The sequence below is a fragment of the Azospirillum mesophilum genome, from assembly GCF_053470405.2.
Genome location: NZ_JBPXMQ020000002.1, coordinates 1 through 24,333 on the forward strand (window position 1 = coordinate 1; position 24,333 = coordinate 24,333).

The 24,333-nt window shown below is 69.0% G+C and carries 24 protein-coding genes; 17 read left to right on the top strand and 7 right to left on the bottom strand.

Annotated features, from left to right (window positions below):
* The first annotated feature begins 313 nt into the window (after positions 1–313).
* From secA to ACSVC7_RS02130, 3 genes are all read left to right on the top strand, one after another.
* Positions 314–3,049, top strand: a complete 2,736-nt coding sequence (gene secA / locus ACSVC7_RS02120; protein WP_448202824.1) for a preprotein translocase subunit SecA — start codon at positions 314–316, stop codon at positions 3,047–3,049.
* Positions 3,050–3,248: 199 nt separating this feature from the next.
* Positions 3,249–3,539 (top strand): hypothetical protein, encoded by a 291-nt coding sequence (locus tag ACSVC7_RS02125; protein ID WP_448202823.1) that lies wholly within the window; start codon positions 3,249–3,251, stop codon positions 3,537–3,539.
* 349 nt (positions 3,540–3,888) lie between these two features.
* Positions 3,889–5,394, top strand: a complete 1,506-nt coding sequence (locus ACSVC7_RS02130) for a DEAD/DEAH box helicase (protein ID WP_448202822.1) — start codon at positions 3,889–3,891, stop codon at positions 5,392–5,394.
* A 186-nt stretch (positions 5,395–5,580) separates the two neighbouring features.
* Here ACSVC7_RS02130 and ACSVC7_RS02135 read toward each other — a convergent pair whose 3' ends face one another.
* Entirely contained in the window at positions 5,581–6,546 is a 966-nt protein-coding gene (locus ACSVC7_RS02135) for a cobalamin biosynthesis protein (protein WP_448202821.1), read from the bottom strand.
* 64 nt (positions 6,547–6,610) lie between these two features.
* Positions 6,611–7,183, bottom strand: a complete 573-nt coding sequence (locus tag ACSVC7_RS02140; protein ID WP_448202820.1) for an ankyrin repeat domain-containing protein — start codon at positions 7,181–7,183, stop codon at positions 6,611–6,613.
* Positions 7,184–7,310: 127 nt separating this feature from the next.
* Between ACSVC7_RS02140 and ACSVC7_RS02145 the strand changes: the two genes are divergently transcribed.
* The 3 genes from ACSVC7_RS02145 (at position 7,311) to ACSVC7_RS02155 (ending at position 9,164) form a co-directional block, all read left to right on the top strand.
* The gene (locus tag ACSVC7_RS02145) at positions 7,311–7,460 is read left to right on the top strand and encodes a hypothetical protein (RefSeq protein ID WP_448202819.1); all 150 of its coding nucleotides are present in this window, start codon (positions 7,311–7,313) and stop codon (positions 7,458–7,460) included.
* 57 nt (positions 7,461–7,517) lie between these two features.
* On the top strand, positions 7,518–8,135 hold the full coding sequence (locus ACSVC7_RS02150) for a general stress protein (protein ID WP_448202818.1): 618 nt from the start codon (positions 7,518–7,520) through the stop codon (positions 8,133–8,135).
* A gap of 258 nt (positions 8,136–8,393) precedes the next feature.
* A complete protein-coding gene (locus ACSVC7_RS02155; RefSeq protein WP_448202817.1) occupies positions 8,394–9,164 on the top strand; it encodes a sulfite exporter TauE/SafE family protein in 771 nt (256 codons plus the stop codon).
* 136 nt (positions 9,165–9,300) lie between these two features.
* Here the strand turns inward: ACSVC7_RS02155 and ACSVC7_RS02160 are convergent, their stop codons facing one another.
* Positions 9,301–10,191, bottom strand: coding sequence for a methyltransferase domain-containing protein (locus tag ACSVC7_RS02160; protein WP_448202816.1), 891 nt, complete (start codon positions 10,189–10,191; stop codon positions 9,301–9,303).
* A 95-nt stretch (positions 10,192–10,286) separates the two neighbouring features.
* Between ACSVC7_RS02160 and ACSVC7_RS02165 the strand changes: the two genes are divergently transcribed.
* The 4 genes from ACSVC7_RS02165 to ACSVC7_RS02180 all read left to right on the top strand — a co-directional run bounded on the left by ACSVC7_RS02165 (position 10,287) and on the right by ACSVC7_RS02180 (position 12,488).
* On the top strand, positions 10,287–10,553 hold the full coding sequence (locus ACSVC7_RS02165) for a flagellar biosynthetic protein FliQ (RefSeq protein ID WP_448202815.1): 267 nt from the start codon (positions 10,287–10,289) through the stop codon (positions 10,551–10,553).
* A 10-nt stretch (positions 10,554–10,563) separates the two neighbouring features.
* A complete protein-coding gene (locus ACSVC7_RS02170; RefSeq protein ID WP_448202814.1) occupies positions 10,564–11,301 on the top strand; it encodes a double zinc ribbon domain-containing protein in 738 nt (245 codons plus the stop codon).
* Between the two features lie 90 nt (positions 11,302–11,391).
* A complete protein-coding gene (gene grxC, locus ACSVC7_RS02175; protein WP_448202813.1) occupies positions 11,392–11,655 on the top strand; it encodes a glutaredoxin 3 in 264 nt (87 codons plus the stop codon).
* Positions 11,652–12,488, top strand: coding sequence for a carbon-nitrogen hydrolase family protein (locus tag ACSVC7_RS02180; RefSeq protein ID WP_448202812.1), 837 nt, complete (start codon positions 11,652–11,654; stop codon positions 12,486–12,488). The genes grxC and ACSVC7_RS02180 overlap by 4 nt, the downstream gene beginning before the upstream one ends.
* A 157-nt stretch (positions 12,489–12,645) precedes the next feature.
* On the opposite strand, the gene ACSVC7_RS02185 is transcribed toward ACSVC7_RS02180, so the two are convergent.
* Complete coding sequence (locus ACSVC7_RS02185; RefSeq protein WP_448202811.1) at positions 12,646–13,251, bottom strand: class I SAM-dependent methyltransferase; 606 nt, start codon at positions 13,249–13,251, stop codon at positions 12,646–12,648.
* A gap of 153 nt (positions 13,252–13,404) precedes the next feature.
* Here ACSVC7_RS02185 and ACSVC7_RS02190 point away from each other — a divergent pair, with 153 nt between their 5' ends.
* The 5 genes from ACSVC7_RS02190 to ACSVC7_RS02210 all read left to right on the top strand — a co-directional run bounded on the left by ACSVC7_RS02190 (position 13,405) and on the right by ACSVC7_RS02210 (position 18,671).
* Positions 13,405–13,938: a DUF1178 family protein gene (locus ACSVC7_RS02190; RefSeq protein WP_448202810.1), complete on the top strand. Its 534-nt coding sequence runs from the start codon at positions 13,405–13,407 to the stop codon at positions 13,936–13,938.
* 220 nt (positions 13,939–14,158) lie between these two features.
* Positions 14,159–14,461, top strand: a complete 303-nt coding sequence (locus ACSVC7_RS02195) for a DUF485 domain-containing protein (protein ID WP_448202809.1) — start codon at positions 14,159–14,161, stop codon at positions 14,459–14,461.
* Positions 14,461–16,173, top strand: coding sequence for a cation acetate symporter (locus tag ACSVC7_RS02200; RefSeq protein ID WP_448202808.1), 1,713 nt, complete (start codon positions 14,461–14,463; stop codon positions 16,171–16,173). The genes ACSVC7_RS02195 and ACSVC7_RS02200 overlap by 1 nt, the downstream gene beginning before the upstream one ends.
* 121 nt (positions 16,174–16,294) lie before the next feature.
* Positions 16,295–18,100, top strand: a complete 1,806-nt coding sequence (locus tag ACSVC7_RS02205) for a putative nucleotidyltransferase substrate binding domain-containing protein (protein WP_448202807.1) — start codon at positions 16,295–16,297, stop codon at positions 18,098–18,100.
* Positions 18,101–18,128: 28 nt separating this feature from the next.
* Positions 18,129–18,671 (top strand): 3'-5' exonuclease family protein, encoded by a 543-nt coding sequence (locus tag ACSVC7_RS02210; RefSeq protein ID WP_448202806.1) that lies wholly within the window; start codon positions 18,129–18,131, stop codon positions 18,669–18,671.
* A gap of 19 nt (positions 18,672–18,690) precedes the next feature.
* On the opposite strand, the gene ACSVC7_RS02215 is transcribed toward ACSVC7_RS02210, so the two are convergent.
* Positions 18,691–20,337: a sensor histidine kinase gene (locus tag ACSVC7_RS02215; protein ID WP_448202805.1), complete on the bottom strand. Its 1,647-nt coding sequence runs from the start codon at positions 20,335–20,337 to the stop codon at positions 18,691–18,693.
* Between the two features lie 154 nt (positions 20,338–20,491).
* Here ACSVC7_RS02215 and mtnA point away from each other — a divergent pair, with 154 nt between their 5' ends.
* Positions 20,492–21,595 carry an S-methyl-5-thioribose-1-phosphate isomerase gene (gene mtnA / locus ACSVC7_RS02220; protein WP_448202804.1) on the top strand — a complete coding sequence of 368 codons (1,104 nt, stop codon included), beginning with the start codon at positions 20,492–20,494 and terminating at the stop codon, positions 21,593–21,595.
* Between the two features lie 117 nt (positions 21,596–21,712).
* Here the strand turns inward: mtnA and ACSVC7_RS02225 are convergent, their stop codons facing one another.
* Together ACSVC7_RS02225 and ACSVC7_RS02230 are read right to left on the bottom strand one after the other, a co-directional pair.
* Positions 21,713–22,333 carry a 3'-5' exonuclease gene (locus ACSVC7_RS02225; protein WP_448202803.1) on the bottom strand — a complete coding sequence of 207 codons (621 nt, stop codon included), beginning with the start codon at positions 22,331–22,333 and terminating at the stop codon, positions 21,713–21,715.
* Positions 22,334–22,359: 26 nt separating this feature from the next.
* The gene (locus tag ACSVC7_RS02230) at positions 22,360–22,950 is read right to left on the bottom strand and encodes an NUDIX domain-containing protein (RefSeq protein WP_448202802.1); all 591 of its coding nucleotides are present in this window, start codon (positions 22,948–22,950) and stop codon (positions 22,360–22,362) included.
* A 308-nt stretch (positions 22,951–23,258) separates the two neighbouring features.
* Between ACSVC7_RS02230 and ACSVC7_RS02235 the strand changes: the two genes are divergently transcribed.
* The gene (locus ACSVC7_RS02235) at positions 23,259–24,302 is read left to right on the top strand and encodes a class I SAM-dependent methyltransferase (RefSeq protein WP_448202801.1); all 1,044 of its coding nucleotides are present in this window, start codon (positions 23,259–23,261) and stop codon (positions 24,300–24,302) included.
* Positions 24,303–24,333 lie beyond the last annotated feature (31 nt).

Consider the following 24,333-nt stretch of genomic DNA (forward strand, 5'->3'; position numbering starts at 1 on the left):
CGTCATCGCTCCGACTCTCCGGCTCGGTCCCTGCCGATAGCCTTGTGAATCAACTGACGACTCGCGTCACCCGAAATTCATCCACCTTCTCTGAATCGCCCTGACGCTCCGCACCGGCCTTAGCCATCAACCTTCGATGGGCGGCAGCGCGGCGAAACGGTGGAAAAACCGTGGCACGCCACAGCCCCGCGACGCGACCGGCCTTTCGTCGAACCGTTCAAAGGGGCGGGTCTCGTTGACAGAAACTTGCCGCGGGCCTATGTGAGACCGGTCAAAAAGCCGGCTCACACGACGTTCCACCCCCGAGGTTTTCATGTTCGGTGCTCTCGCCCGCAAGATTTTCGGCACCGCCAACTCGCGCACGGTCAAGGCGCTGCACAAGACCGTCCAGCAGATCAACGCGCTGGAGCCCGAGGTTCAGAAGCTCAGCGACGACGAACTGCGCGCCCGCACCGACTGGCTGCGCGGCCGCCTGCAGCAGGGCGAGACGCTGGACGACATCCTGCCCGACGCCTTCGCCACCGTGCGCGAGGCGGGCAAGCGCGTGCTCGGCCAGCGGCACTTCGACGTGCAGCTGATGGGCGGCATGGTGCTGCACCAGGGCAAGATCGCCGAGATGCGCACGGGCGAGGGCAAGACGCTGGTCGCCACGCTGGCCGTCTACCTGAACGCGCTGGAAGGCAAGGGCGTCCACGTCGTGACCGTGAACGACTACCTGGCCTCGCGCGACAGCGGGTGGATGGGCCGCATCTACCGGTTCCTGGGCCTGACCACCGGCTGCATCGTCCACGGGCTGGACGACGACGAGCGCCGCGCCGCCTACGCCGCCGACATCACCTACGGCACGAACAACGAGTTCGGCTTCGACTATCTGCGCGACAACATGAAGTTCCGGCTGGAGGACATGGTCCAGCGGGCCTTCAACTTCGCCATCGTGGACGAGGTCGACTCGATCCTGATCGACGAGGCGCGCACCCCGCTGATCATCTCCGGTCCCTCGACCGATTCGTCGGAAATGTACGTCCAGGTCGACCGCCTGATCCCGATGCTGACGCGGGACGACTACGAACTCGACGAGAAGAACCGCACCGTCAGCCTGTCCGAGGCCGGGCAGGAGCACATCGAGCAGCTTCTGGCCCAGGCGGGGCTGCTGAAGACGGGCGGTCTCTACGACATCCAGAACGTGGCGCTGGTCCACCACGCCCAGCAGGCGCTGCGCGCCCACACGCTGTTCCAGCGCGACAAGGACTACATCGTCAAGGATGACAAGGTCATCATCATCGACGAGTTCACCGGTCGCATGATGGAAGGCCGCCGTTATTCGGAAGGCCTGCATCAGGCGCTGGAGGCGAAGGAGAAGGTGTCGATCCAGCGCGAGAACCAGACGCTGGCCTCCATCACCTTCCAGAACTACTTCCGCCTCTACCCGAAGCTGGCCGGCATGACCGGCACCGCCATGACCGAGGCGGCGGAGTTCGCGGAGATCTACGGCCTGGAGGTCGTGGACATGCCGACGAACCTGCCAGTCCAGCGCAAGGACCACGACGACGAGGTCTATCGGAAGGCCGGCGAGAAGTACAACGCCATCACCGACCTGATCGAGGAGGCGCGCAAGCGCCAGCAGCCGGTGCTGGTCGGCACGACCTCCATCGAGAAGTCGGAGCTGATTTCCGAGCTGCTGAAGAAGCGCGGCATCCCGCACAACGTGCTGAACGCCCGCCACCACGAGCAGGAAGCCTACATCGTCGCCCAGGCCGGCCGTCCGGGCGCCGTCACCGTCGCCACCAACATGGCCGGCCGCGGCACCGACATCCAGCTCGGCGGCAACGTCGAGATGCGCGTGAAGATCGAGCTGGCCGACGTTCCCGAGGGTCCGGAGCGCGACGCCAGGATCAAGCAGATCGAGGCCGAGGTGGCCGAGGCGCGCGAGCTGGTGAAGCAGGCCGGCGGCCTCTACGTCATCGGCACGGAGCGGCACGAGAGCCGCCGCATCGACAACCAGCTGCGCGGCCGTTCGGGCCGCCAGGGCGATCCGGGCGCGTCGAAGTTCTTCCTGTCGCTGGAAGACGACCTGATGCGCATCTTCGGGTCGGAGCGCATGGACGGCATGCTCCAGCGCCTGGGCCTGAAGGACGGGGAGGCGATCATCCACCCCTGGATCAACAAGGCCCTGGAAAAGGCCCAGACCAAGGTCGAGGCGCACCACTTCGAGGTCCGCAAGAACCTGCTGAAATTCGACAACGTCATGAACGACCAGCGCAAGGTCGTCTATGAACAGCGTCGAGAGATCATGGACACCGAGGACATCGCCGACACCGTCCTGGAGATGCGCCATCAGGTGATCTCCAACATGGTCAACAAGGCGATCCCGGCCAACTCCTACGCCGAGGCCTGGGACATCGCCGGCCTGCACGAGGAGGTCAACCGCCTCCTCGGCATGGATCTGCCGGTGGCCGAGTGGGCCAAGGAAGAGGGCATCGCCGAGCCGGAGATCGAGGAGCGCGTGCGCGAGGCCGCCGACCGCAAATACGCGGAGAAGGTCGAGAGCTACGGCGCCGAGACCATGCGGCATGTGGAAAAGAGCCTGCTGCTCCAGATCGTGGATCAGGAGTGGAAGGATCACCTGCTGCAGCTCGACCACCTGCGCCAGGGCATTTCCTTGCGCGCCTACGCGCAGAAGGACCCGCTCAACGAGTACAAGCGCGAGGCGTTCGAGCTGTTTGAGACCATGCTGGGCACGCTGCGCGAGCAGGTGACCGCCGTGCTGATGCACGTCGAGGTCCGCATCGCCCCGCCGCCGGAAGAGCTGTACGCCCGTCCGTTCCAGGAGATGCACGAAGGCCGCGACGACCCGGCGCTGGCTCTCGCGGAGGCCGAGGCCGGCCTGCCGCCCGACGACGCCCCGCTGCCCGCCGGCATGGTCCGCCGCTCCGCCGCCGCGGGCGCCATCGCCGGGGCTGTGGACGAGTGGGCCAACACCCCGCGCAACGCCCCGTGCCCCTGCGGCTCCGGCCAGAAGTTCAAGCACTGCCACGGCAAGGTGGGGTAACCGCTGACGTGTCGTAGTGTCGTAGGTTGGGTTGAGCGCGAGCGAAACCCAACACACGGCGCGTTGCCGACGCGTTGGGTTTCGGCATTGCCTCAACCCAACCTACGCAAGGCGCGCTCCACAAGCGCGCGTTGCGTCATGTGTTCCACTCCCACGCGAACGTGTGCTAACCTCACCCAATCGGGCTCCGAGGTGTGCCATGGACGATCTGGATCGCATAGTCGCCGAGGTTTCCCATCTGGTGGCCCGTGTGAGGGAGGATGCTCCAGTGACGAGGCCTGCCGAACCGGCGCTCAGCCTTGATCAGAAGATCGACCGGATTTACGACGCCATCGGCGGTCTGGTGAACGTCACGGACCGTCTTTTGGCTGAGGTTTCCGACCTGAAGGACCGCGTCACGAAGCTGGAAATCCGGACCGACACCGGCTTCCAGGTGATCGCTGCAAGGCTGGACGAGCAGCGGCAGACCATCAACGCCATGATTCAATAGACTAAGATCCCCACGCGCATCGCCGCGGTTGGCAAGACCGACGCCGCCTAACGTCCACGCACGGCAGCCCTGCCTGTCCGCCATGGACCGCCTGCGAAGAATTCTCTTGGATTGCGGGCCGCAAGGCCCTATGTAAGCCTCCTTGATCGCTGGAGGCTCGCGCGTCTCTTGAGCGAGACGCGCTTTGATTTTGCCGGACGGCCCTCCCAAGGACCCGGTCGTCCGTTGCTTCGGATAGACGCCTCTCCCTCTTCCGACCTCCTCCCGGCGAAAACGCCGGCGTTCCACCGCTCACCATCCTGGTGCGGCGGACGTGCGCCGTCTTGGTCCTGAGGAAAGGTTCCGCTTCTTGTCGTCCACCGAAATCATCGCTGCCGAAATGACCGCTGTCGTCGAAACCACCGTTTCCGACGAAACCCCGGCCACCACTACGTCCACCAACGCCTTTGCGGATCTCGGCGTTCACCCGCTGGTCCTGAAGGCGCTGGAAGCTTTCGAGTACAACACCCCGACCCCGGTCCAGGCCGAGGCCATTCCGCCGGCGCTCGCCGGCCGTGACATCCTTGCCACCGCCGAGACCGGCACCGGCAAGACCGCCGCCTTCATGCTGCCGGCGCTGACCCGCACCGTGGATCTGCCGCGCCTGGGCGTCGCCGCTCCGCGCGTTCTGGTGCTGGCCCCGACCCGCGAGCTTGCCAAGCAGGTCACGGACGCCGCGCGCAAGTACGCGAAGTTCATGAAGTACAACATCGTGGACGTGGTCGGCGGCATGCCGTACCGCGACCAGCTCCGCCTGCTGTCCCGCGCCGTGGACGTGATGGTGGCCACGCCCGGCCGCCTGCTCGACCACGTGTCGCGCAACCGCATCGACCTCAGCGCCGTCGAGGTGCTGATCCTGGACGAGGCGGACCGCATGCTGGACATGGGCTTCCTCGACGACGTCGAGACCATCGCCAAGTGCTGCCCGGACAACCGCCAGACGCTGCTGTTCACCGCCACGCTGGACCGCCGCATGGCCCAGCTGGCCGGCAAGCTGCTGCGTGACCCGGTGCGCGTCGCCGTGGAAAGCTCGACCACCGCGGTGAACGTGGAGCAGCGCCTGCACCACGCCGACGATATGGACCACAAGCGCCGGCTGCTGAAGCACTTCGCGGACCAGCCGGAAGTCGGCAAGGCGATCATCTTCGCCGCCACCAAGCGTGATGCCGACGCCCTGGCCGAGGAGCTGGCCGACGCCGGCCACGCCGCCGCCGCCCTGCACGGCGACATGGACCAGTTCAAGCGCAACCGCACGCTCCAGCGCCTGCGCACCGGCCAGGTGCGTCTGCTGGTGGCGACCGACGTGGCGGCGCGCGGCATCGACGTGCGCGACATCACCCACGTCATCAACTTCGACCTGCCGCGTTCGGCGGAGGACTATGTCCACCGCATTGGCCGCACGGGCCGTGCGGGCGCTTCGGGCGTGGCGATTTCCTTCGCCGCGCGCGCCGACCGCGACGCCTTGTTCCGGATCGAGCGCTACACCGGCACCCGCCTGGACATCCATGTGGTGCCGGGGCTGGAGCCGCAGCGTCCGTTCCAGACTGGCGGCGGCGGTCGTCCGGCTGGCCGTTCGGGCCGTCCGGGCGGCGGCAACGGTGGCGGCTACGGCAACAAGAAGCCGTGGACCCGCAACGCCAACGGCGGCGAGGGCAAGCCGGCCGGCGGCTACCAGGGCCGTCCGAACCGGTCCGAGCATGGCCGCAACGAGCATGCCCCCCGTCCGGCCAACCGCTCGGAGCATGCCCGTCCGGACCACGCCCGCCGCGAGTCCCACGGCGGCAAGCCGGCGCACGCCCGCACGGCCAAGTGGTAAGCTCCGGTCGATGTGACTGAGTAAAGAAGGCGCGGTCCCCTTGGGGGCCGCGCCTTTTTTCTTGGGCTTCCAGTCGAGGGAGCGGAGGAGGGAGGCAAGCCGCGCTTTTCGAGCCGATCCAACGAACCGAGGAAACCAGGAGCCCGGAACCCAGGCGCCAGGATCAGGTGTAACCGAAAGCCGGCGTCAGATCCCTGCCACGCCCCACAGCAGCAGGGCGACCAGCAGGATCAGCATCAGCCCGGCGACGGCGCAGACGGCCAGGGCCCGGCCGATGTCGGCGGCGGTGGCGCGGGCACGGCCATCGCCGATCCAGGGCTCGGTGACCACCACACCGCCGTCGCGGTGCGGCCCGCCGAGCGCGAGGCCCAACGCGCCGGCGAGCGCGGCCGTCGGCCAGCCCATGTTGAAAGACGCGGCCTTGCGGCCGTCCCGCAGCATCGTCCGGAAGGCGCCGCCCAGCTTCGCCCCGGCGAAGGGGGCGGCCAGCGCCAGCAGCAGGGCGGCCAGCCGCGCGGGAATGGCGTTCAGCGCGTCGTCCAGCCGCGCGGCGGTCAGGCCGAAGCGCTCGTGCCGGACGCCGGGGTTGCCCAGCGCGGCGTCGGCCCCGTCCATGGCCGCCCAGACCAGCAGACCCGGCGTGCCCAGCAGGGCGTAGCCGAAGACCGGCGCCACCACCTTGCGTGCGAACGCCTTGGCGGCGGCCTCGATGGCGGCGCGGGCGATGCCGTGCTCGTCCAGGCCGAAGGCGTGGCGGCGGGTGAGGGGGACGATGGCCTCCTGCGCCGCGCCGGCGCCGCCCTTCTCCAGAGCCCGGCGCACCGCGCGCACCCGCGCCCAGGCGGCCCGGCCGCGCAGGGTGGCGAGCAGGACGACCAGTTCCAGCACCCAGCCGCGATTCTGCCCGGCAACCCAGTCCACCAGCAGGCCGGCGCCCACCGCCGCGACCAGAAGCGCCAGCACGACCAGCGCGCCGCGCAACAGCCGCGCGGTCTTGCCGCGCTCCACCCGGTTCAGCCGCTTGTCGGCCCAAGCGCAGAAGCGCCGCGACAGCCCCGCCGGGTCGGGCAGGACGCGGCCGATCCAATCGCCGGCTGCGGCGTCGATGGCCAGCGCCAGCAGGAGCAGGAACAGCGGACCGGGTCCGTTCAAGGCCGATCCAGTCAGGGGATGGGCGCCGAGCGCGGTCCCGACCATGGCGGCGCCGACCCCGCCCTCAGCGCGCGCCGGCCTGGCGCAGCATGGCGAGGACGCGCTGGTTGCGGCCGTCCTGCGCCCAGCTCAGCACCGTGCGGCCGGAAAAGTCGGCACGGTCGGCCTTGGCCCCGGCCTTCAGCAGCTTGTCCACCAGCTCCGGTCGGCCGATGCGCGCGGCGGCCATCAGGGGGGTGAGGCCGTCGCGGTTGTCCTGGTCGACCTTGGCGCCCTTCTTCAGGAGAAGGTCCAGGGTGCCGGGATCGTCGGCCTCCACCGCATAGTGCAGGGCGGTGTTGCCGGCCTTGTCGCCGCGGTTCGGGTTGGCCCCGCCGTCCACCAGCACGCGCACCATCTCCGCGTTGCTGGCGGCGATGGCGAGCTGCAGGGCCGTCTTGCCGTTGAGGTCCGTCTGGTTGGGGTTTTCGCCCTTCAGCATCTGCATGCGCACGGTCGGCAGGTCGTTGCTCGTGACCGCCTTCACCAGCGACGGGCCTTCCAGGATGTTGACCTGGGCGTGCGCGGGCATCGTCAGCGCGGGCACGCCCAGCCCCAGGCCCAAACCCAGCAGACACAGCAACAGCGGCCGTTTCATGGCGCTTCCTCTTGTGCGATCCGTCCTTTGGCCGGGATACTAGCCAGAATGGCACAGGCTTGACCAGTCGCGCCTTTGCGACCCGGCACTGCCGGGACGGCAGGGCACGCCCCCACAGGAGTTTCCCATGACCCGCAACCCGCTCGCCCGCCACATCGCGCTGTTCCTGCTGGTGAAGGTCGCGCTGATCGCGCTGGGCCTCTGGTGGTTCTTCGGTGCAATGCCGGAACCGCGCGGGACCGTCACGCCGGCGCCGGCCGCCTCCGCCCGTCCGTAAGCGCCGCCGGAACCTCTCTCCGCCGTCCGGGTTACTCGGGCAACAGCGGAGAGCATCATGTCTTTCGAAAGCGGTGTGAATTCGAACGGGGTGAATCAAAGCGGTGCGGGTGGCCCGCGCGGCAGGGTGCGGGAGGCGGTCGGCATCTTCTCCAGCCGCGACGCGCTGCAAAAGGCCATCGACGAGCTGTCGCTCGCCGGCTTCCAACGGCACGAGCTGAGCGTGCTCGCCAACGACCAGACCATCCGCGACCATTTGGGCCATGTCCCGGACCGGGTGGAGGACGTGGCGCACGACCCCGCCGCCCCGCGCCAGTCCTACGTCTCGCCGGAGGACACCGGCAGCGCCAAGGGCGTGGCGGTGGGCTTCCCCGCCTATGTGGGCGCGATCCTGGCCACGGGCGCCGTGCTGGCGACCGGCGGTACCGCGCTCGCGGCCGCCGCCGCAGCGGCTGCGGCGGGGGTGGGCGGCGGCGCGCTCGGCTCCGTCATGTCGAATTGGCTGACCGACAAGCGCAACGAGCCGATGCTCCAGCATCTCGACAAGGGCGGCATCCTGCTGTGGGTGAACCTCGCCGACGCGGAGCGCGAGCGGCTGGCCCAGGAGATCATGAACCGCCACGCCGCCCAGCCGGTGGAGGTGCACGAGGTGCCGCAGACGGGGTCGGGGGGCTGACGTTCTGCCCCCTCCCTCCCACGCTTTGCGGGAGAGGGGCGGATTTGCGGAGCGGCGGCAGTCCCCTCTCCCGCGAAGCTCTCGCGCAAACCTTCGGTTTGCGCTGACGCGGCAGGCGGACCTTCGGTCCGCCGAGAGCGGGGGAGGGTTAGGGAGGGGGCAAGCGGCCCCCCCCGGACTCAAGTCCCTTGACTCAAGTCATCGCCAAACACCCACCATCCCCTTATATACGGGCGGACGTCATCCTGGAGATCCGCCGTGGACGCCCATTCGGCCCTGACGCTGCTCGAAACCGGCCTGAACCAGTGCGCCGTGGTCGTCGACCGCGACGGCGGGCTGCTGTTCGCGCTGCTGACCGCGGGGCTGGTCGGGGGCGCCACCCATTGCGCGGGCATGTGCGGCCCCTTCGTGCTGGCGCAGGTCACGGCGCGACTTGAACAGGTGCCGGCCTCAAGGATGAGCGAGTTCCACCGGCTCGCCGGGGCGGCGGTGCTGCCCTACCATCTCGGGCGCGGGACGACCTACGCGCTGATCGGGGCGGTGGCGGCGACCGTGGCGGGCCATGTCGGGGCGCTACCGGGGCTGAAGTGGTTGTCGGTGGCGCTGCTGGCCTTCGCGGCGCTGTTCTTTCTCGGCTATGCGGTCAAAGGGCTGACGGCCTGGGTGCCGAAGCTGGACGGGACCTTCCAGCGCTGGTGGGGCGACCGGGTGTCGCGGCTGGCGCGGCCCCTGTTCGGCAATCCCACGGGCTGGCGCGGCTACGCGCTCGGGCTGGCGCTGGGCTTCATCCCCTGCGGGCTGCTCTACGGCGCGGTGGCCGTCGCGGCGGCGAGCGGCAGCGCGTTGACCGGTGCCATCGGCATGATGGCCTTCGCGCTGGGCACGATCCCCAGCCTGCTCGCGGTCGGCATCGCCGGCCACCTCGCCGGCCGCGCGTGGCGGGCGGCGGTGGCGCGGGCGGCCCCGGTGATCATGGTGGTGAACGCCGGGGTGCTCGGCTGGATGGCGTGGCGGCTCATCGCCACCTGACCCTTGCCTTCACTCGTGTGGCCAGCGCTCGTGTAGGTTGGGTTGAGCGCGAGCGAAACCCAACAGGCCTGTGATGCGGCGTGTGTTGGGTTTCGCGTGCGCTCAACCCAACCTACGGGGCCTGCGGGGCCGCGGATCAGTTGAACGTCTGTCCTTTCAGCGCCTCGGCCAGCGGGATCTGGCCGCAACCGGGCTTCAGCGGCTGCTGCTGGCTTTCGTGCGGCGACCAGCCGGCCATGTACAGGATCTGGAAGGTCGCGTGGATGCGCCCGTCCGGCTCGGCATACTGCTCCGCGTAGCGGCGGGCGGCTTCGAACAGAAGGGCGCGGGTGGCCGGCACCTTGCGGCGGGCGAGCACGGCGTTCGTCTCGCCCATGCCACGAAGGTCGCGCATCAGGCCGAAGGCGTCGGCGTAGGTGACCGTGATCGTGTCGCTGTCCACCACCGGCAACGCGAAGCCGGCGCGCTGCATCAGCCCGCCGACGTCGCGGATCTCCGCGAAGGGGGACACGCGCGGCGACACGCCCCCGGCGACCTCCATCTCCGCCTCGTAGAGGCAGCGGCGCAACTCCAGCAGGGTTTCACCGCCCAGCATGGCGGCGCAGAAGAAGCCGTCGGGCTTCAGCGCCTGCCGCACCTGCACCAGCGCGCCCGGCAGGTCGTTGACCCAGTGGAGGCTGAGGTTGCTGATCACGAGGTCGAAGGTCTCCGGCGCGAAGGGCAGAAGCTCCTCGTCCGCGGCGACGGCCAGCGGCCCGGCCCGGCGGGCGAAGCCCGGCGACAGGTCGCAGGCGAACAGCCGCTCGATCCCCTTGCGGCCCTTCAGGATGCGGCCCATCGTGCCGTCGTGGCTGCCGAGATCCAGGGCGGTGGGGAAGGGGCGGACGACGTCCTCCAGCCGGTCGGCGAGGCGGTCGCCCACCTCCTCGAACAGGAAGGCGTGCTCGGCGAAGGCGGGGACGGCGCGGTCGCGGCGGCGGCGGACGAGCGCGCGGTCGAAGACGGTCATGATGTCGGGCGTGGTCATGTCCGCAATATAGCCCAGCCCCGGAGGGCTACAACCATCGGCGAAAGCGCGGGCTTTGTGCTAGCTTTGCCCGAAACACCGTAGGAGCCTTGCGGATGGGCATCGAGGAAGCCATCGGCGTCAGTTACGAGGCGCTGATCGTCATCATCAAGATCACCACGCCCGCGCTGGTCATCACCACGGTGCTCGGCCTGCTGCTGACCATCTTCCAGCAGGTGACCAACATCAACGAATCGACGCTCCAGCAGGATCTGAAGATCTTCGGCACGCTGGCGATCCTGTTCGTCACCGGGCCGGCGATCTTCATCGCGCTGCGCGAGTACACGCTGCTGATCTTCGAGCGGATCACCGCCCTGCATTAGGAGCCGCCCGGTGGCCGTCCAAGCCCTTTCCCGCATTGCCGTGACCATCCTGGACGCGCTGCTGCCGCCGCGCTGCCTGTGCTGCGGCGGGTCGGTGGACCGGCAGGGCGGCTTGTGCGCGGGTTGCTGGGGCACGCTGACCTTCATCGCGGCCCCCGTCTGCGCCTGCTGCGGCGTGCCCTTCGAGTTCGCGGTGGCCGGGGAGACGCTGTGCGGCGCCTGCATGGCGGAGCCGCCGCCCTTCGGCCGCGCCCGCGCGGTTCTGGTCTACGACGACGGCAGCCGGCCGCTGGTGCTGGGCTTCAAGCACGGCGACCGCATCCACGCCGCCGACGCCTACGGCGCCTGGATGGCGCGGGCGGGGGCGGAGCTGCTGGCCGACGCCGACCTGCTGGCGCCGGTGCCGCTGCACCGCTGGCGGCTGTTCCGGCGCCGCTACAACCAGGCGGCCCTGCTGGCGCGGGCGACGGGGCGGCGCGCGGGCGTGCCGGTGGTGCCGGATCTGCTGCTGCGCCGCCGGGCCACGCCGTCGCAGGGCGGGCTGGATCGCAAGGGGCGCGCGAAGAACGTCAAGGGTGCCTTCCTGCTGCGGCCGGGTGTGAAGGCCCGCGTGGAGGGCAAGCGGGTTGTGCTGGTGGACGACGTGCTGACCACGGGCGCGACGCTGGCGGAATGCGCGCGGGTCCTGCGGCGGGCGGGGGCGGCGCGGGTGGATGTGCTGACGCTGGCGCGGGTGGTGAAGACGTAGGTGGTGAGGACGTGGAGGGGAAGACGTAACGTCTGGCGTGGGTTCGCCGTTGACTCTATAACCATTCCAGACAGACGAGGAGCCCCGCGCATGGCCGAAGTCGTTATCTACACCACGCCGTTCTGCCCCTACTGCTCCCGTGCCAAGCGGCTGCTGGACAGCAAGGGCGTGACCTACGAGGAAATCGACCTCTACATGCAGCCGGGCCGCCGCGACGAGATGGTGCAGCGGGCCGAGGGCCGCACCACCGTGCCGCAGATCTTCATCGACGGCGTGCCGGTCGGCGGGTCCGACGACATTCACGCGCTGGACCGCGCGGGCAAGCTGAACCCGATGCTGGGAATCGCGGGATGACCACCACGCTGAAAGCTGCGTGCGTTCAGGTGAACGCGGGCACGGAGATCCTCCCCAACCTCCAGGCGGCGGGCGACCTCGTCCGCCGCGCGCGCGACGCGGGCGCGGACTTCATCGCCATGCCCGAGAACGTCAGCATGATCGTCCAGGGCCGCGCCAAGGTGATGGAGCGCGTGCGGCCGGAGTCCGACCATCCCGGCGTGCCCTTCTTCGCCGATCTGGCGCGGGAGACGGGGGCCTGGCTGCTCGCCGGGTCGCTGGGCATCCTTCTGGACGAAGGGCGGGTGGCGAACCGCAGCTACCTGTTCGACGACCAGGGCCGGATCGTCGCCACCTACGACAAGATCCACATGTTCGACGTGGATCTGGCGGGTGGGGAGAGCTACCGCGAGTCCGCCACCTTCCGCCCCGGCGAGCGCGCGGTGGTCGCCAACACGCCCTGGGGCGGGATGGGGCTGACCATCTGCTACGACGTGCGCTTCGCCTACCTGCATCGGGCGCTGGCCCAGGCGGGGGCGCGGATCATCACCGTGCCGGCGGCCTTCACCGTGCCGACCGGCCGCGCCCACTGGCATGTGCTGCTGCGCGCCCGCGCCATCGAGACGGGCTGCTTCATCATCGCCCCGGCGCAGGTGGGCACCCACGACCAGGGGCGCCAGACCTACGGCCATTCCCTGATCGTCGCCCCCTGGGGCGAGATCCTGGCGGACGCGGGCGAAGAGGTCGGCATCGTCGTCGCGGACCTCGACATGGCCCGCGTGGACGAGGCGCGCCGCATGGTCCCCGCCCTGACCCACGACCGGCCGTTCGAGGTCGTGAAGGTCGGGTTTTAAGCAGGAACGTTCGGGACCGGGGACGCTTGCCCCCTCCCCAACCCTCCCCCGCCTTTGGCGGTGGAGGGAGCTGCCTCGGCGTCGACCAAGCTCCCTCCACCGCGCAGCGGGGGAGGGTTGGGGAGGGGGCATCCGTTCCCGACCAATGAACTCCTGCCTAACACACCGGCAGCGACCGTGGTTCCGGATCGCCGTCCAGGCCCTCGCCGGCGGCAAGGTCGTTGACGGCGCAGAGCCGCTGCACCACGGCGGCCTTGGGGGAGGCGACCTCGCCATGCTCGTAGGCGACGACCTGCAACCGGCCGCGCGCCACCTCCAGCAACTCGCCGCTGCGCAGCAGGAAGGACGGCGAGGTGGGGCGGCCGAAGCGCGCGTTCCCGATCGCGAAGGTCTCGTAGATCAGCACGCCGCCCGGCGCCAGCGCGCCAAGCAGTGCCGGGAACAGGGGGCGGTGCAGGTAGTTGGTCACCACGATTCCGGCGAAGCGCCGCCCGGCCAGCAGCGGCACCGGGGCGCCGCTTTCCAGGTCGGCCTCCACCAGCTCGACGCCGGGCGTGCCGGCCAGGTCGGACACGCCGCGCAGGTCGCGGTCCAGCCCGACCACCGGGTGGTTGCGGGCGTGGAACAGGCGCAGGTGGCGCCCCGACCCGCAGGCGAGGTCGAGCACCAGCCCCCCGGCCGGGACCAGCGGCGCGAAGCGGGCGACCCAGGGGGACGGCGGGCTCAGGGCGGCGTGCGGTGATTCGGGCGTCGTGTGCGTCACGGGCGGCAACTCCCCCAGGGCGAAAGGCCAACGCAATAGGCCAAATCAAATGGCCGGGACAAAAGGCGGGCGGTGTTTGACGATGACCGCGCGTCGTGCTGAATTAACGACCGACCCATCACCGTTCAACACCTTGGAGCATCCGACGGGGACATGATCCTCTTCGTTCTGAAATGCCCGGCGGACCATCGGTTCGAGGCATGGTTCCGCAACGGCGACGCCTACGAGGCGCAGGCCGCCGCGCATTCCATCGCCTGCCCGGTCTGCGGCGACACCGCCATCACCAAGGCCCCCATGGCGCCGCGCATCGCCAAGGGCCGGTCCAAGGACGCACCCCCGCCGCCGGAAGCCGCCGCGGCGCCCGGTCCGGCCGCGCCCGCACCCGCCGCCCAGGCGGTCATGCCGGCCCCGTCCCAGGCGCCATCTCCGGCCTCCTCTCCATCGGATGAGGCGCGCCAGCGCTTCGCCGCCGAGATGATGCGCGCGCTCACCGAGATGCGCCGGACGGTGGAGGACAACTGCGACTATGTCGGCGACCGCTTCGCCGAGGAAGCGCGGCGAATCCATTACGGCGAGGCCGATCCGCGCGGCATCTACGGCGAGGCGACGGACGCCGACGTGGAGGAATTGCGCGAAGAAGGTGTGGCATTTCAACGCATCCCCTGGCTGCCGCGCACGAATTCGTAAGGGGGTGCTCCGCGGTATTACCAGAACGCCTTTCGCGGGCCGAATTCCGTGGCCTTTTCAGTGGGTTGCCGGGAACGACTCCGCCGAGCTTCGTCAAGCCGCTTTTTCGTGGCTTGGTCGCATCAAAGATGTTGACGGGACAGGACATTACAAAGACCATATGGTCCGAGTGTCTAATATGACCGTCAAAAATCGCTCGGCACTCGCGAGGGGACGCACTATGAAAGAAAACGCTCAGAGGATTCTCGCGAATCCCAAATTCCAGGAGCTGGTGCAGAAGCGCAGCGCGTTCGCGTGGACGCTGTCGATCGCCATGCTCGTCATCTACTACGGCTTCGTCCTGCTGGTCGCGTTCGGCAAGGAGTTCCTCGGGACTCCGATCGGCAGCGGCGTGACCACCTGGGGTATCCCGATCGGCCTCTTCACCATCGTTTCGGCCTTCATTCTCACCGGCATCTACGTGAATCGTGCGAACGGCGAGTTCGACGAGCTGAACCGGCAGATCATGGAGGAGTCGAAGTGATGCGTTCGCTGGTTAATCGTCTGGGCGCCGCGGCCGCCGCGGCCGGTGCGCTCATCCCCGCGTCCGTGTACGCGGCGGCGGTCGAAGGTCAGATTCAGAAGCAGGCGACGAACTACGAAGCGATCGTCATGTTCCTGATCTTCGTGCTCTTGACGCTCGGCATCACCTTCTGGGCCGCGCGTCGCACGAAGTCGGCCAAGGACTTCTACGCCGCCGGCGGCGGCATCACCGGCTTCCAGAACGGCCTCGCCATCGCCGGCGACTACATGTCGGCCGCGTCGTTCCTGGGCATCGCCGGCCTCGTGTACACCTCGGGCTTCGACGGCCTGATCTATTCGGTGGGCTGGCTGGTCGGCTGGCCGATCATCCTGTTCCTGGTCGCGGAACGCCTGCGCAACCTCGGCAAGTACACCTTCGCCGACGTGGCCTCCTACCGCTTCCAGCAGACCCCGATCCGCACGCTGGCCGCCTGCGGCTCGCTGGCCACGGTGACCTTCTACCTGATCGCGCAGATGGTGGGTGCGGGCAAGCTGATCCAGCTGCTGTTCGGCCTGGACTACATCGTCGCGGTCGTGTTGGTCGGCGTGCTGATGATCGCCTACGTGACCTTCGGCGGCATGCTCGCCACCACCTGGGTGCAGATCATCAAGGCCGTGCTGCTGCTCTCCGGCGCCTCCTTCATGGCCTTCGCCGTGCTCGCCAAGTTCGGCTTCAGCCCCGAGGCCCTGTTCACCAAGGCCACGCAGGTCCATGCCAAGGGTCTGGCGATCATGTCGCCGGGCTCGCTGGTCACCGATCCGGTCTCGGCGATTTCGCTGGGCATGGCGCTGATGTTCGGCACCGCCGGCCTGCCGCACATCCTGATGCGCTTCTTCACGGTGTCGGACGCCAAGGAAGCCCGCAAGTCCGTGTTCTACGCGACCGGCTTCATCGGCTACTTCTACATCCTGACCTTCATCATCGGCTTCGGCGCCATCGTGCTGCTGCTGGCCCCGGACGCGAACGGCGCCTATCCGTTCCTGAAGGCGGCTCCGGAAGCCGGCAAGCTGGCCAACCCGGCCAACCTGATCGGCGGTTCCAACATGGCGGCCATCCACACCGCGAACGCGGTGGGCGGCAGCCTGTTCTACGGCTTCATCTCGGCCGTGGCCTTCGCCACCATCCTCGCGGTGGTCGCGGGCCTGACGCTGGCCGGCGCCTCGGCCGTGTCGCACGACCTCTACGCCTCGGTCATCGCCAAGGGCCGCGCCTCGGAGCATGACGAAATCCGCGTGTCGAAGATCACCACCGTGATCATCGGCATCGTCTCGATCTTCCTGGGCATCGCCTTCGAAAACCAGAACGTGGCCTTCATGGTCGGTCTCGCCTTCGTCATCGCGGCCTCGGCGAACTTCCCGATCCTGCTGATGTCGATGTTCTGGGGCAAGATGACCACCCGCGGCGCCGTTCTCGGCGGCTGGATCGGCCTGATCTCCTCGGTCACGCTGCTGGTCCTCGGCCCGACGGTGTGGAAGTCGGTGCTGGGCAACCCGGCCGCCATCTTCCCGTACGACAACCCGGGCATGTTCACCATCCCGCTGTCCTTCATCGCGATCTGGTTCTTCTCGATCACCGACAACAGCCAGACCGCCCAGGACGAGCGCAAGGCGTACGAGGCCCAGTACATCCGTTCCCAGACCGGTCTGGGCGCGGAAGGCGCCTCGGCCCACTAAGACCAACGCGAATGGTCGCACCCGTCTTTCGCGCATAGCGGAGCTGGTGTAATCTTCAGGCGCCCCAGGACACAGTCCTGGGGCGCCTTTTTATGTGTCCTTTTGCTCAGCGGAGCGGGTCTTGTCCGACGCTTTCGATTTCGCCATTCCTCCCTTCGATCGGCTGACCCCGGCCGAACAGCAACGCCTTGAAGCCTCGCTGGATCTTGGCGTCTACGCCAAGGACGGCGTGATCCTGAAGCCTGCGGAGGCGGCCGACTGCCTGTTCGTGGTGCTCCAGGGGCTGGTGCACGAGCGGCGCGGCGGCGAGGTTCTGGCGGTCCATGGCGTCCACGACAGCTTCGACCTTCAGGCGGCCTTCGGGGACGGGCACCCGCGCAGCTTCGTCGCGGCGGAAGACACGATCTGCCACCTGATCCCGCGTCCTGTGCTGCTGGAACTGGCGCGCGCGAACCCGGCCTTTGGGGAGCGCATCCACCAGGACTTCGCGGAAAAGCTCCAGGCGCTCGCCAACGAGCGGTCCAACCGCGAGATGGCCGCGCTGACCATGGCGCGCATCCGGCAGGCCTACCTGCACCCGCCGGTCTTCATGGAGGCGACCGCCACGCTGCGCGACGCCGCCGCCGCCATGAAGCAGAACCAGGCGAGCAGCGTTCTGGTCCGCGACGGCGGGGGCCGGGTCGGCATCCTGACCGGCACGGATCTCCGTGACCTCGTGGTGCTGGACGGGCGCCCGGTGGACAGCCCGGTCGGCCCGCTCGCCCGCTACGAGCTGCTGTCGCTGGACCGCGACGACCTGCTGTTCAACGCGCTGATCCTGATGACCAAGCATTCGGTGCGCCGTCTGGTCATCACCGAGCATGGGCAGGTCGCCGGCCTGCTGGAGCAGACCGACCTGCTGGCCGTGCTGTCCAACCATTCCCAGGTGATCGCGCTCCAGGTCGACCGCGCGACCTCGCCGGAGGACCTGAAGCAGGCCAGCCACGACATCGTCGGGCTGATCCGCACGCTGCACGGTACGGGCGTCAAGGTGCCCTTCATCGCCGACCTCGTGACCGAGCTGAACCGCAAGATCTTCCGCAAGCTGTTCGAACTGCTGGCCCCGCCGGACCTGCTGGCGAATTCCTGCCTGATCGTCATGGGCAGCGAGGGGCGCGGGGAGCAGTTGCTGAAGACCGACCAGGACAACGGCCTGATCCTGCGCGACGGCTACGAATGCCCGACCCTGAACCGGGTGACGGAGGCCTTCACCCGCCATCTGGTGGAGTTCGGCTATCCGCCGTGCCCCGGCAAGATCATGGTGTCGAACCCGGAATGGACGCGCCCGCTGGCCGAATACAAGGACGCGCTGTTCCATTGGATCCACCGGCCGGACGAGACGGCGCAGATGAACCTCGCCATCTTCTACGACGCGGCGGGGGTGGCCGGCGATCCGGAGCTGCTGGCCGAGGCCAAGGGCTACCTGCTCGGCCGGTTGCAGGACAACCAGATGTTCTTCACCGCCTTCGCCCGGCCCGCGCTGGCCTTCGACACGCCGTCGGGCCTGTTCGGCGGCCTGTTCGACCGTCGGCGCAGCGAGGCCGTGGACATCAAGAAGGCCAGCATCTTCCCCATCGTGCACGGCATCCGCGCGCTGGCGCTGGAAAAGCACATGGCGGAGACCAACACGACCGAGCGCATCTGGGCGCTGGCCGACAAGGCCGTGCTCGACCGCGCCTTCGCGGAGGAGCTGTCGGAGGCCTTCACCTTCCTGTCCACGCTGCGGCTGAAGGCGCGGGTGGACACCTCCGCCGCCGGCACGCAGACCGACAACCTCGTCCGGATGGAGGATCTGGGCAAGCTCGACCGCGACCAGTTCAAGGACTGCCTGTCGCTGGTGAAGAAGTTCAAGGAGTTCCTGGCCTACCACTTCCACCTGAACCACTGACAAGAATTCAAAAGGGGGGAATGGGGACATGCCGATCGACTTCACGGCCCGCGGAAAAGGGCAGGGGCTGACCGGCCCCGACTACGCCTTCCTCCTGTCTGGGGAGGACACGGGGGAGCGGGTGGCCATCCATTGCGAGGCGACCTCCTACGACCAGAGCACCGCGGACCTGCGCAGCGTGGCCGCCGTGCACATCCGGGGGGCGCGCATCCTGACCAGTTCGCACCTCGTCCTGTCCTTCTGGCCGACCGAACCGGCGGAACCGGCGCTGGCGCGCTTGCTGCACTTCATCGGCAACCGGCCGCTGGTGGGCTATTACCTGGACTTCACCGTGGCGATGATCGACCGCCTCGTGCAGCCGATGATCGGCATCCCGCTGCCCAACGAGCGGATTGAGGTCTCCAGCCTCTACTACGCTCGCAAATCGAAGATCCCCGGCAAGAACGCGGTCGACCTTCGGCTGGACAGCATCGTCCGCGACCTGGACCTGCCGGCGCGCGGCGGCGACGCCTACGCGACCGCGCTGGCCGCCGCCATGGTGTATCTGCGCCTGGAACCGCCGCAGCCCTGAACGGCAGCCCTAAGGGCGCTTACGCCGCCTTCGAACGGTGGGCGCCGCTGGCGGCGACGCTCAGGGTGAAGACCGTTCCCTGGCCCCGCTCCCCCTGGCCCCGGTCGATGTGCAGGGTGGCGTTGGCCTGCTGCGCCAGCGCCTGGACGAGCACCAGCCCCAACCCGGCGGTGCGGCGTTGCGGGGCGGGGATGCCGGGCGGCAGGCCGACGCCGTCGTCGCGCACGGTCAGCCGGTGCCCCTCCGCGCCCGGCAGCAGCTCCACGGTCACGGTGCCCGGATGGCCGCCGGGGAAGGCGTGCAGCAGGGCGTTGGACACCAGCTCGCTGGCGATCAGGGCGAGCGGGGTCGCCTGGTCCACGTCGATGGTCCAGGATTCCGCCTCCACCGTCAGGCGGGCGCCGGTGGGGTTGGTCGAGCGCACCAGGCCGTCGCAGAGCTGGCGCAGATAGTCGGCAAAGTCGATGTGCGCCGGCTGTTCGGAGCGGTAGAGCAGCTCCTGCATCAGGCTCATGCACTGGATGCGGCGCAGGCTCTCGTCGAAGGCGCGGCGGGCCGTCTCCTCGACGCGGGCGGACTGCAGGCGCAGCAGGCTGCAGATGACCTGAAGGTTGTTCTTCACCCGGTGCTGCACCTCCTTCAGCAGCACCTCCTTGTCGGTCAGCGCGGCTTCCAGCTGGGCGTTGGCCTGCTCCAGCTCGGCGGTGCGCTGGTGCACCCGCTCCTCCAGCGTGTCGTAGGCGTGCTGCAGCGCGTCCTCCGCCTGCCGTTCGCGGCGGGTGCGCTTGATGGCCAGCGCGCCGATCACCACCACCGCCAGCAGCGCCGCCAGCCCGTAGGACCCGTAGGTCCACAGCCGGCCGCGCCAGCGGGCGAGGACGTCCTCCATGGGAATCGCCACCTCCGCCATCAGGCTGGTGCCGTCCACGCGCCGCTCGGCGGCGATCTCCGGGCCGGAGGACGGCGCGCCGTCCGGGCTTTGTGCCTCCCCGGCTTCGCGCAGCAGCAGGGTGCCGTCGTCCTTGCGCAGCGTGATCGTGTGGGCGTAGCCGAGGTCGAAGGCCTTGTAGATGTCCCGGATGTAGCGGGGGGACACGGCCACCGCCGCCACGCCCCGGAACGCGCCCGATTCCGCCGCCACGGGGCGCAGCAGCAGGATCAGCGGTCGCTGGCTGACGCGGTTGGTCTCCAGCGGGGCGATGCCCAGCTCCCCGCCGCCGGTCTTCTGCGCCTGGAAATAGTCGCGGTCGCTGATGTCCAGGGTGGGGGCCGGGAACTCCCGCGTGCTCAGCACCGCCTTGCCGTTGGCGTCGATCAGCCAGACCGACAGCAGATAGGGCGTATTCTTGCCGAGGTCCACGTAACGTTCCCACGTCGCGCGGTCGTCGGGCAGGGGCGCGCCGGGCGGGCCGGCCAGCGCCACCGCCTGCCGCAGGATCAGGTCGCTGGTCTCCACCAGCCGGGCGGCGTGCTCGGCCACCAGAAGGCTGACGTTGGCGGCGACGTCGTGGGCGCGCCGGATCGTCGCCTCGCGGTCGCGCCAGGCGAACATGGCCGACAGCCCCAGCGTCAGCGCCACCGCGAAGGCGCAGATGATCAGCACCAGCGCCGTGCCCGGCAGCCGGTAGAGGAAGGAGGGGTGGGATCGCAGCGCGCGCAAGGGCATGGGGCCGCCATGTTGTGGACCGGTCCGGCGAGCCAACACCCTTGTGCAACGCAAGGTTCCCGGGCGACGGGGGTTGTACGCCGGTTGAACCCGCCCCGTTCCCCCCCTATTGTCGCCGGAACGACCGTGGCACCGAGCGCGAGGAGACGGCCCCATGAAGATCGACGGCGTTCCCTACCGGACCATCTGGCTGGCGAAGGACGGCTGGTCGGTGGAGATCATCGACCAGACCAAGCTGCCGCACGATTTCGCCGTCGCGCGCCTGACCAGCCTGGAGGAGGCCGCCCACGCCATCCGCGCCATGCTGGTGCGCGGCGCCCCGCTGATCGGCGCAACCGCCGCCTACGGCGTGGCGCTCGCCTTGCGGGCCGACGCCTCCGACGCGGCGCTGGAGAAGGCCTGCACGGTTCTGCTCGCCACCCGCCCGACCGCCGTGAACCTGCGCTGGGCGCTGGAGCGCATGCGCCGGCACCTCGCCCCGCTGCCGCCGGCCAAGCGCGTGGAGGCCGCCTACGCCGAGGCCTTGTCCGTCGCCGACGAGGACGTCGCCATCAACCGCAGCATCGGGGAGCATGGCGCTGCGCTGATCCGCGCCGCTGCCGCGAAGAAGAAGCCCGGCGAGACGGTCAATGTGCTGACCCACTGCAACGCCGGCTGGCTCGCCACCGTGGACTGGGGCACCGCGCTCGCCCCGATCTACGTGGCCTTCGAGGAGGGCATCAAGCTCCACGTCTGGGTGGACGAGACGCGTCCGCGCAACCAGGGCGCCAGCCTGACCGCGTGGGAGCTGAACCACCACGGCGTCCCGCACACGGTCGTCGTGGACAACGTCGGTGGCCACCTGATGCAGCACGGCATGGTGGACCTGTGCATCGTCGGCACCGACCGCACCACCGCGACCGGCGACGTCTGCAACAAGATCGGCACCTACCTGAAGGCGCTGGCCGCCCACGACAACGGCGTTCCCTTCTACGTCGCGCTGCCCTCGCCGACCATCGACTGGGGCATGGCCGACGGCGTGAAGGAAATCCCCATCGAGGAGCGCGACGCCCGCGAGGTGACCGACCTGACCGGCATCACGGCGGACGGCCGCATCGAGACGATCCGCGTCACCCCCGCCGGCAGCCCGGCCGCCAACTACGGCTTCGACGTGACCCCGGCGCGGCTGGTGAGCGGTCTGGTGACGGAGCGCGGCGTCTGCCCGGCGACGCGCGACGGCCTGCTGGGGCTGTTCCCGGAGCAGAAGGCCGTCGCTTAGCGCGCTGCGGCCCCCTCCCCAACCCTCCCCCTCTTCGAGGTGGAGGGGGCTTTCGCGAAGCGGCGGCAGTCCCCTCTCCCGCGAGAGCGGGGGAGGGTTAGGGAGGGGGCAAAGAACTTACACCACCGGCACCAGCCGCCTCCGCCGCGGCGGGTTGCCGCCCTTGCAGGGGGTATAGCCGTCGGGCGTCAGTTGGCCGAACGTGATCCCCGTTGCCCCCGCGATGTCGGCCAAGCGCTTCAGCCCCAGGGCGCGGGCGGCGGCCAGCGCGATGCGGCCGCAGGCCTCGGCGTCGCTGCCGGCACGGTGGTGGTCCAGCGCGATGCCCAGGAAGTCGGCCAGCACGTTCAGCTTGTGCGCCGACAGGTCCGGCCACGCCTTGCGCGCCAGCACCACCGTGCAGAGATAGCTGCAGGCCGGCCAGGCCAGCCCGTAGTCGGCCAGCGTGTGGCGCAGGACGCTGAGGTCGAAGGAGGCGTTGTGGGCCAGCACCAGCCGCCCGTCCAGCCGCCGGCCGAAGCGCGCCCAGATCTCCGGGAATTCCGGCGCGTCGGCGACGTCCTCCGGACGGATGCCGTGGACGGCGGTGTTGAAGGGGTTGAAGCGCATCTCCCGCGGGCGGATCAGATGCTCCTCCGTGCCGACCACCCGGCCGTTCTCGATCCAGGCGATGCCGATGGAGCAGGCGCTGGTGCGGGTCTCGTTGGCGGTCTCGAAGTCGATGGCGACGGCGTGCATGGGAGCTTTCACGTAAGTCCGGGGATTCAGCCCAGGATCAACCGGGTCACGTCCTCGGGCAACTCCCCTTCCAGGGCGAGCAGGCGGACCTTCATCAGGCAGGCGACGGCGATGGCGTCGGTGATGGTCCCGCGCCGGACCATATCATAGGCCTCCGCGAAGGGAACACGGCGGAGTTGCAGCACCTCCGTGTCGTCGGGATCCGCGGTGCCCTGTTCGAGCCCCCAGGCCAGGAAGCCGTAGGCGACCTCGTCGGTGATGCTGTTGGACAGCGACATGTGCAGGATCGGAAGCCAGTGGCGCGCCATCTGCCCCGTCTCCTCCTCCAGTTCGCGCTGGGCCGAAATCAGCGGGTCGACATCCTTCCTGCCGCCGCCCTCCGGAATTTCCCAGCTGTACTGGTGCAGGGCGAAGCGGTACTGGCCGACCAGGATCACGCAGCCGTCGTCGTCGATGGGCACGATCCCGGTCGCGACGCTTTTGGTGTGCATGACGCCGTAGATGCCGGGCTTCCCGTTCGGCTTCAGCACGTCGTACTCGACGACCTTCATCCAGGGGTTTTCGTACATCGGCTTGGTGGTCAGGACGGTCCAGGGATTGCCGGTATCGTGCGGCACGCCGAAGCTCCTCGCGGTGTGGGTTCCAGAACTATAGGGAGCGGGGATGGACGCTGCAATGCGGTGACGGATGCGCTTCCTCCCGCCGCTGCTGCCAAGGTGAAGTCGGCGGGCGCCGGCGAAGTCCTGAGGCAATGAAGAAAAATTTACGCAATTATTTCAGGAAATGCAGGGCATTTCGGTTAAGAATAGGTTTCTTGACACCTGCGTGTCTGTTGGATACCTCTATATTTCGAGTAGTCGATGTAATCCTTCGGTCCGTATCAGTATTTGCATAAAATACGACCGAAGTGCCGGGGAGCCTCGACGTGGACCTTCGGGAGCGGGAGCGCTGGCGGAATCCGGATTGGCGGACGAAGGTCGTCGCCTGGTGGGAAGGCTATGACCTGACCGCCCTGGCGACCGCGCCGCGCCCGTCCACCGCCACGTGGCGCCCGCAGGCCGGCCCGGTGAACAGCTTTGGGGCCGCCCCCGTCCTGCCGCCGGTGGTCACGTCCGCCCCGGACGGCTTGGCGTCGCCGCTTCCGAACCCCAGCACCAACCCGGAGCTGGACCGGCTGGAGAGCCTTCAGCTCGACCGGCACGGGGAACCCGTCTGGTCGGTGGCCCGGACGGAGGGCGCGCAGATGCTGTGGGGCGACGACTGCCTCGGCCCCTGCGACGCGCCCTGGATGGTGGACGCCGTGCGCTCCTTCGGGCTGAACCCGGCCAAGAGCGTGCTGGACCTGTCGGCGGGGCTCGGCGGGACGGCGCGGGGCATCGTCAACGGCTACGACACCTGGGTCACGGGGCTGGAGCCCTCGCCGCTGCTGGCCAAGCTGGGCATGGACCGGTCCAAGGCGCTGGGCGTGTCGAAGAAGGCGCCGATCACCCACTACGATCCGGACCATTTCAACCAGGGCGGCTCCTTCGACCTCGTGCTGGCCGACCGCATCATGCATCGGGTGCGCGACAAGGAGGTGTTCCTCGACCGCATCTGCGAGTGCGTCAAGCCGAAGGGCGGCGTGCTGCTGTTCGACTATGTGATCGAGGGCACGCCCGGCTCCTGGGACAGTTGGAACGGCTGGCGCGACGCCGAGCCGATGGAGGTCTATCCCTGGTCCTCCACCCGCATGGCGGACGAGCTGACCCAGCGCAACCTGGACCTCCGCATCACCGAGGACTTGACGCAACAGCACCGCCGTCAGGTGATCGACCGCGTCCGCCGCCTGGGCGAAGCGCTGAAGACCGCCGTGCCCGACGGCCGCGTCCTCAACGCGCTGGCGCGGGAACTGGCGCTCTGGTGGGCGCGCCTGCGCGTCCTGGGCAGCGGGCTGCGCTTCTGCCGCTACGTCGCCATGCGCCCGGCGTGATTTGCAACCAATTCCCCTCTCCCAGCGGAGC

Bases quoted from the DNA above. Each gene is read 5' to 3' on its own strand.
- ACSVC7_RS02200 (WP_448202808.1), top strand. From the start codon at position 14,461: ATGCGTTCGCTGGTTAATCGTCTGGGCGCCGCGGCCGCCGCGGCCGGT.
- ACSVC7_RS02145 (WP_448202819.1), top strand. From the start codon at position 7,311: ATGACCCGCAACCCGCTCGCCCGCCACATCGCGCTGTTCCTGCTGGTG.
- ACSVC7_RS02160 (WP_448202816.1), bottom strand. From the start codon at position 10,191: ATGACCACGCCCGACATCATGACCGTCTTCGACCGCGCGCTCGTCCGC.
- ACSVC7_RS02215 (WP_448202805.1), bottom strand. From the start codon at position 20,337: ATGCCCTTGCGCGCGCTGCGATCCCACCCCTCCTTCCTCTACCGGCTG.
- ACSVC7_RS02180 (WP_448202812.1), top strand. From the start codon at position 11,652: ATGACCACCACGCTGAAAGCTGCGTGCGTTCAGGTGAACGCGGGCACG.
- ACSVC7_RS02125 (WP_448202823.1), top strand. From the start codon at position 3,249: ATGGACGATCTGGATCGCATAGTCGCCGAGGTTTCCCATCTGGTGGCC.
- grxC (WP_448202813.1), top strand. From the start codon at position 11,392: ATGGCCGAAGTCGTTATCTACACCACGCCGTTCTGCCCCTACTGCTCC.
- mtnA (WP_448202804.1), top strand. From the start codon at position 20,492: ATGAAGATCGACGGCGTTCCCTACCGGACCATCTGGCTGGCGAAGGAC.
- ACSVC7_RS02150 (WP_448202818.1), top strand. From the start codon at position 7,518: ATGTCTTTCGAAAGCGGTGTGAATTCGAACGGGGTGAATCAAAGCGGT.
- ACSVC7_RS02165 (WP_448202815.1), top strand. From the start codon at position 10,287: ATGGGCATCGAGGAAGCCATCGGCGTCAGTTACGAGGCGCTGATCGTC.
- secA (WP_448202824.1), top strand. From the start codon at position 314: ATGTTCGGTGCTCTCGCCCGCAAGATTTTCGGCACCGCCAACTCGCGC.
- ACSVC7_RS02140 (WP_448202820.1), bottom strand. From the start codon at position 7,183: ATGAAACGGCCGCTGTTGCTGTGTCTGCTGGGTTTGGGCCTGGGGCTG.
- ACSVC7_RS02190 (WP_448202810.1), top strand. From the start codon at position 13,405: ATGATCCTCTTCGTTCTGAAATGCCCGGCGGACCATCGGTTCGAGGCA.
- ACSVC7_RS02225 (WP_448202803.1), bottom strand. From the start codon at position 22,333: ATGCACGCCGTCGCCATCGACTTCGAGACCGCCAACGAGACCCGCACC.
- ACSVC7_RS02195 (WP_448202809.1), top strand. From the start codon at position 14,159: ATGAAAGAAAACGCTCAGAGGATTCTCGCGAATCCCAAATTCCAGGAG.
- ACSVC7_RS02210 (WP_448202806.1), top strand. From the start codon at position 18,129: ATGCCGATCGACTTCACGGCCCGCGGAAAAGGGCAGGGGCTGACCGGC.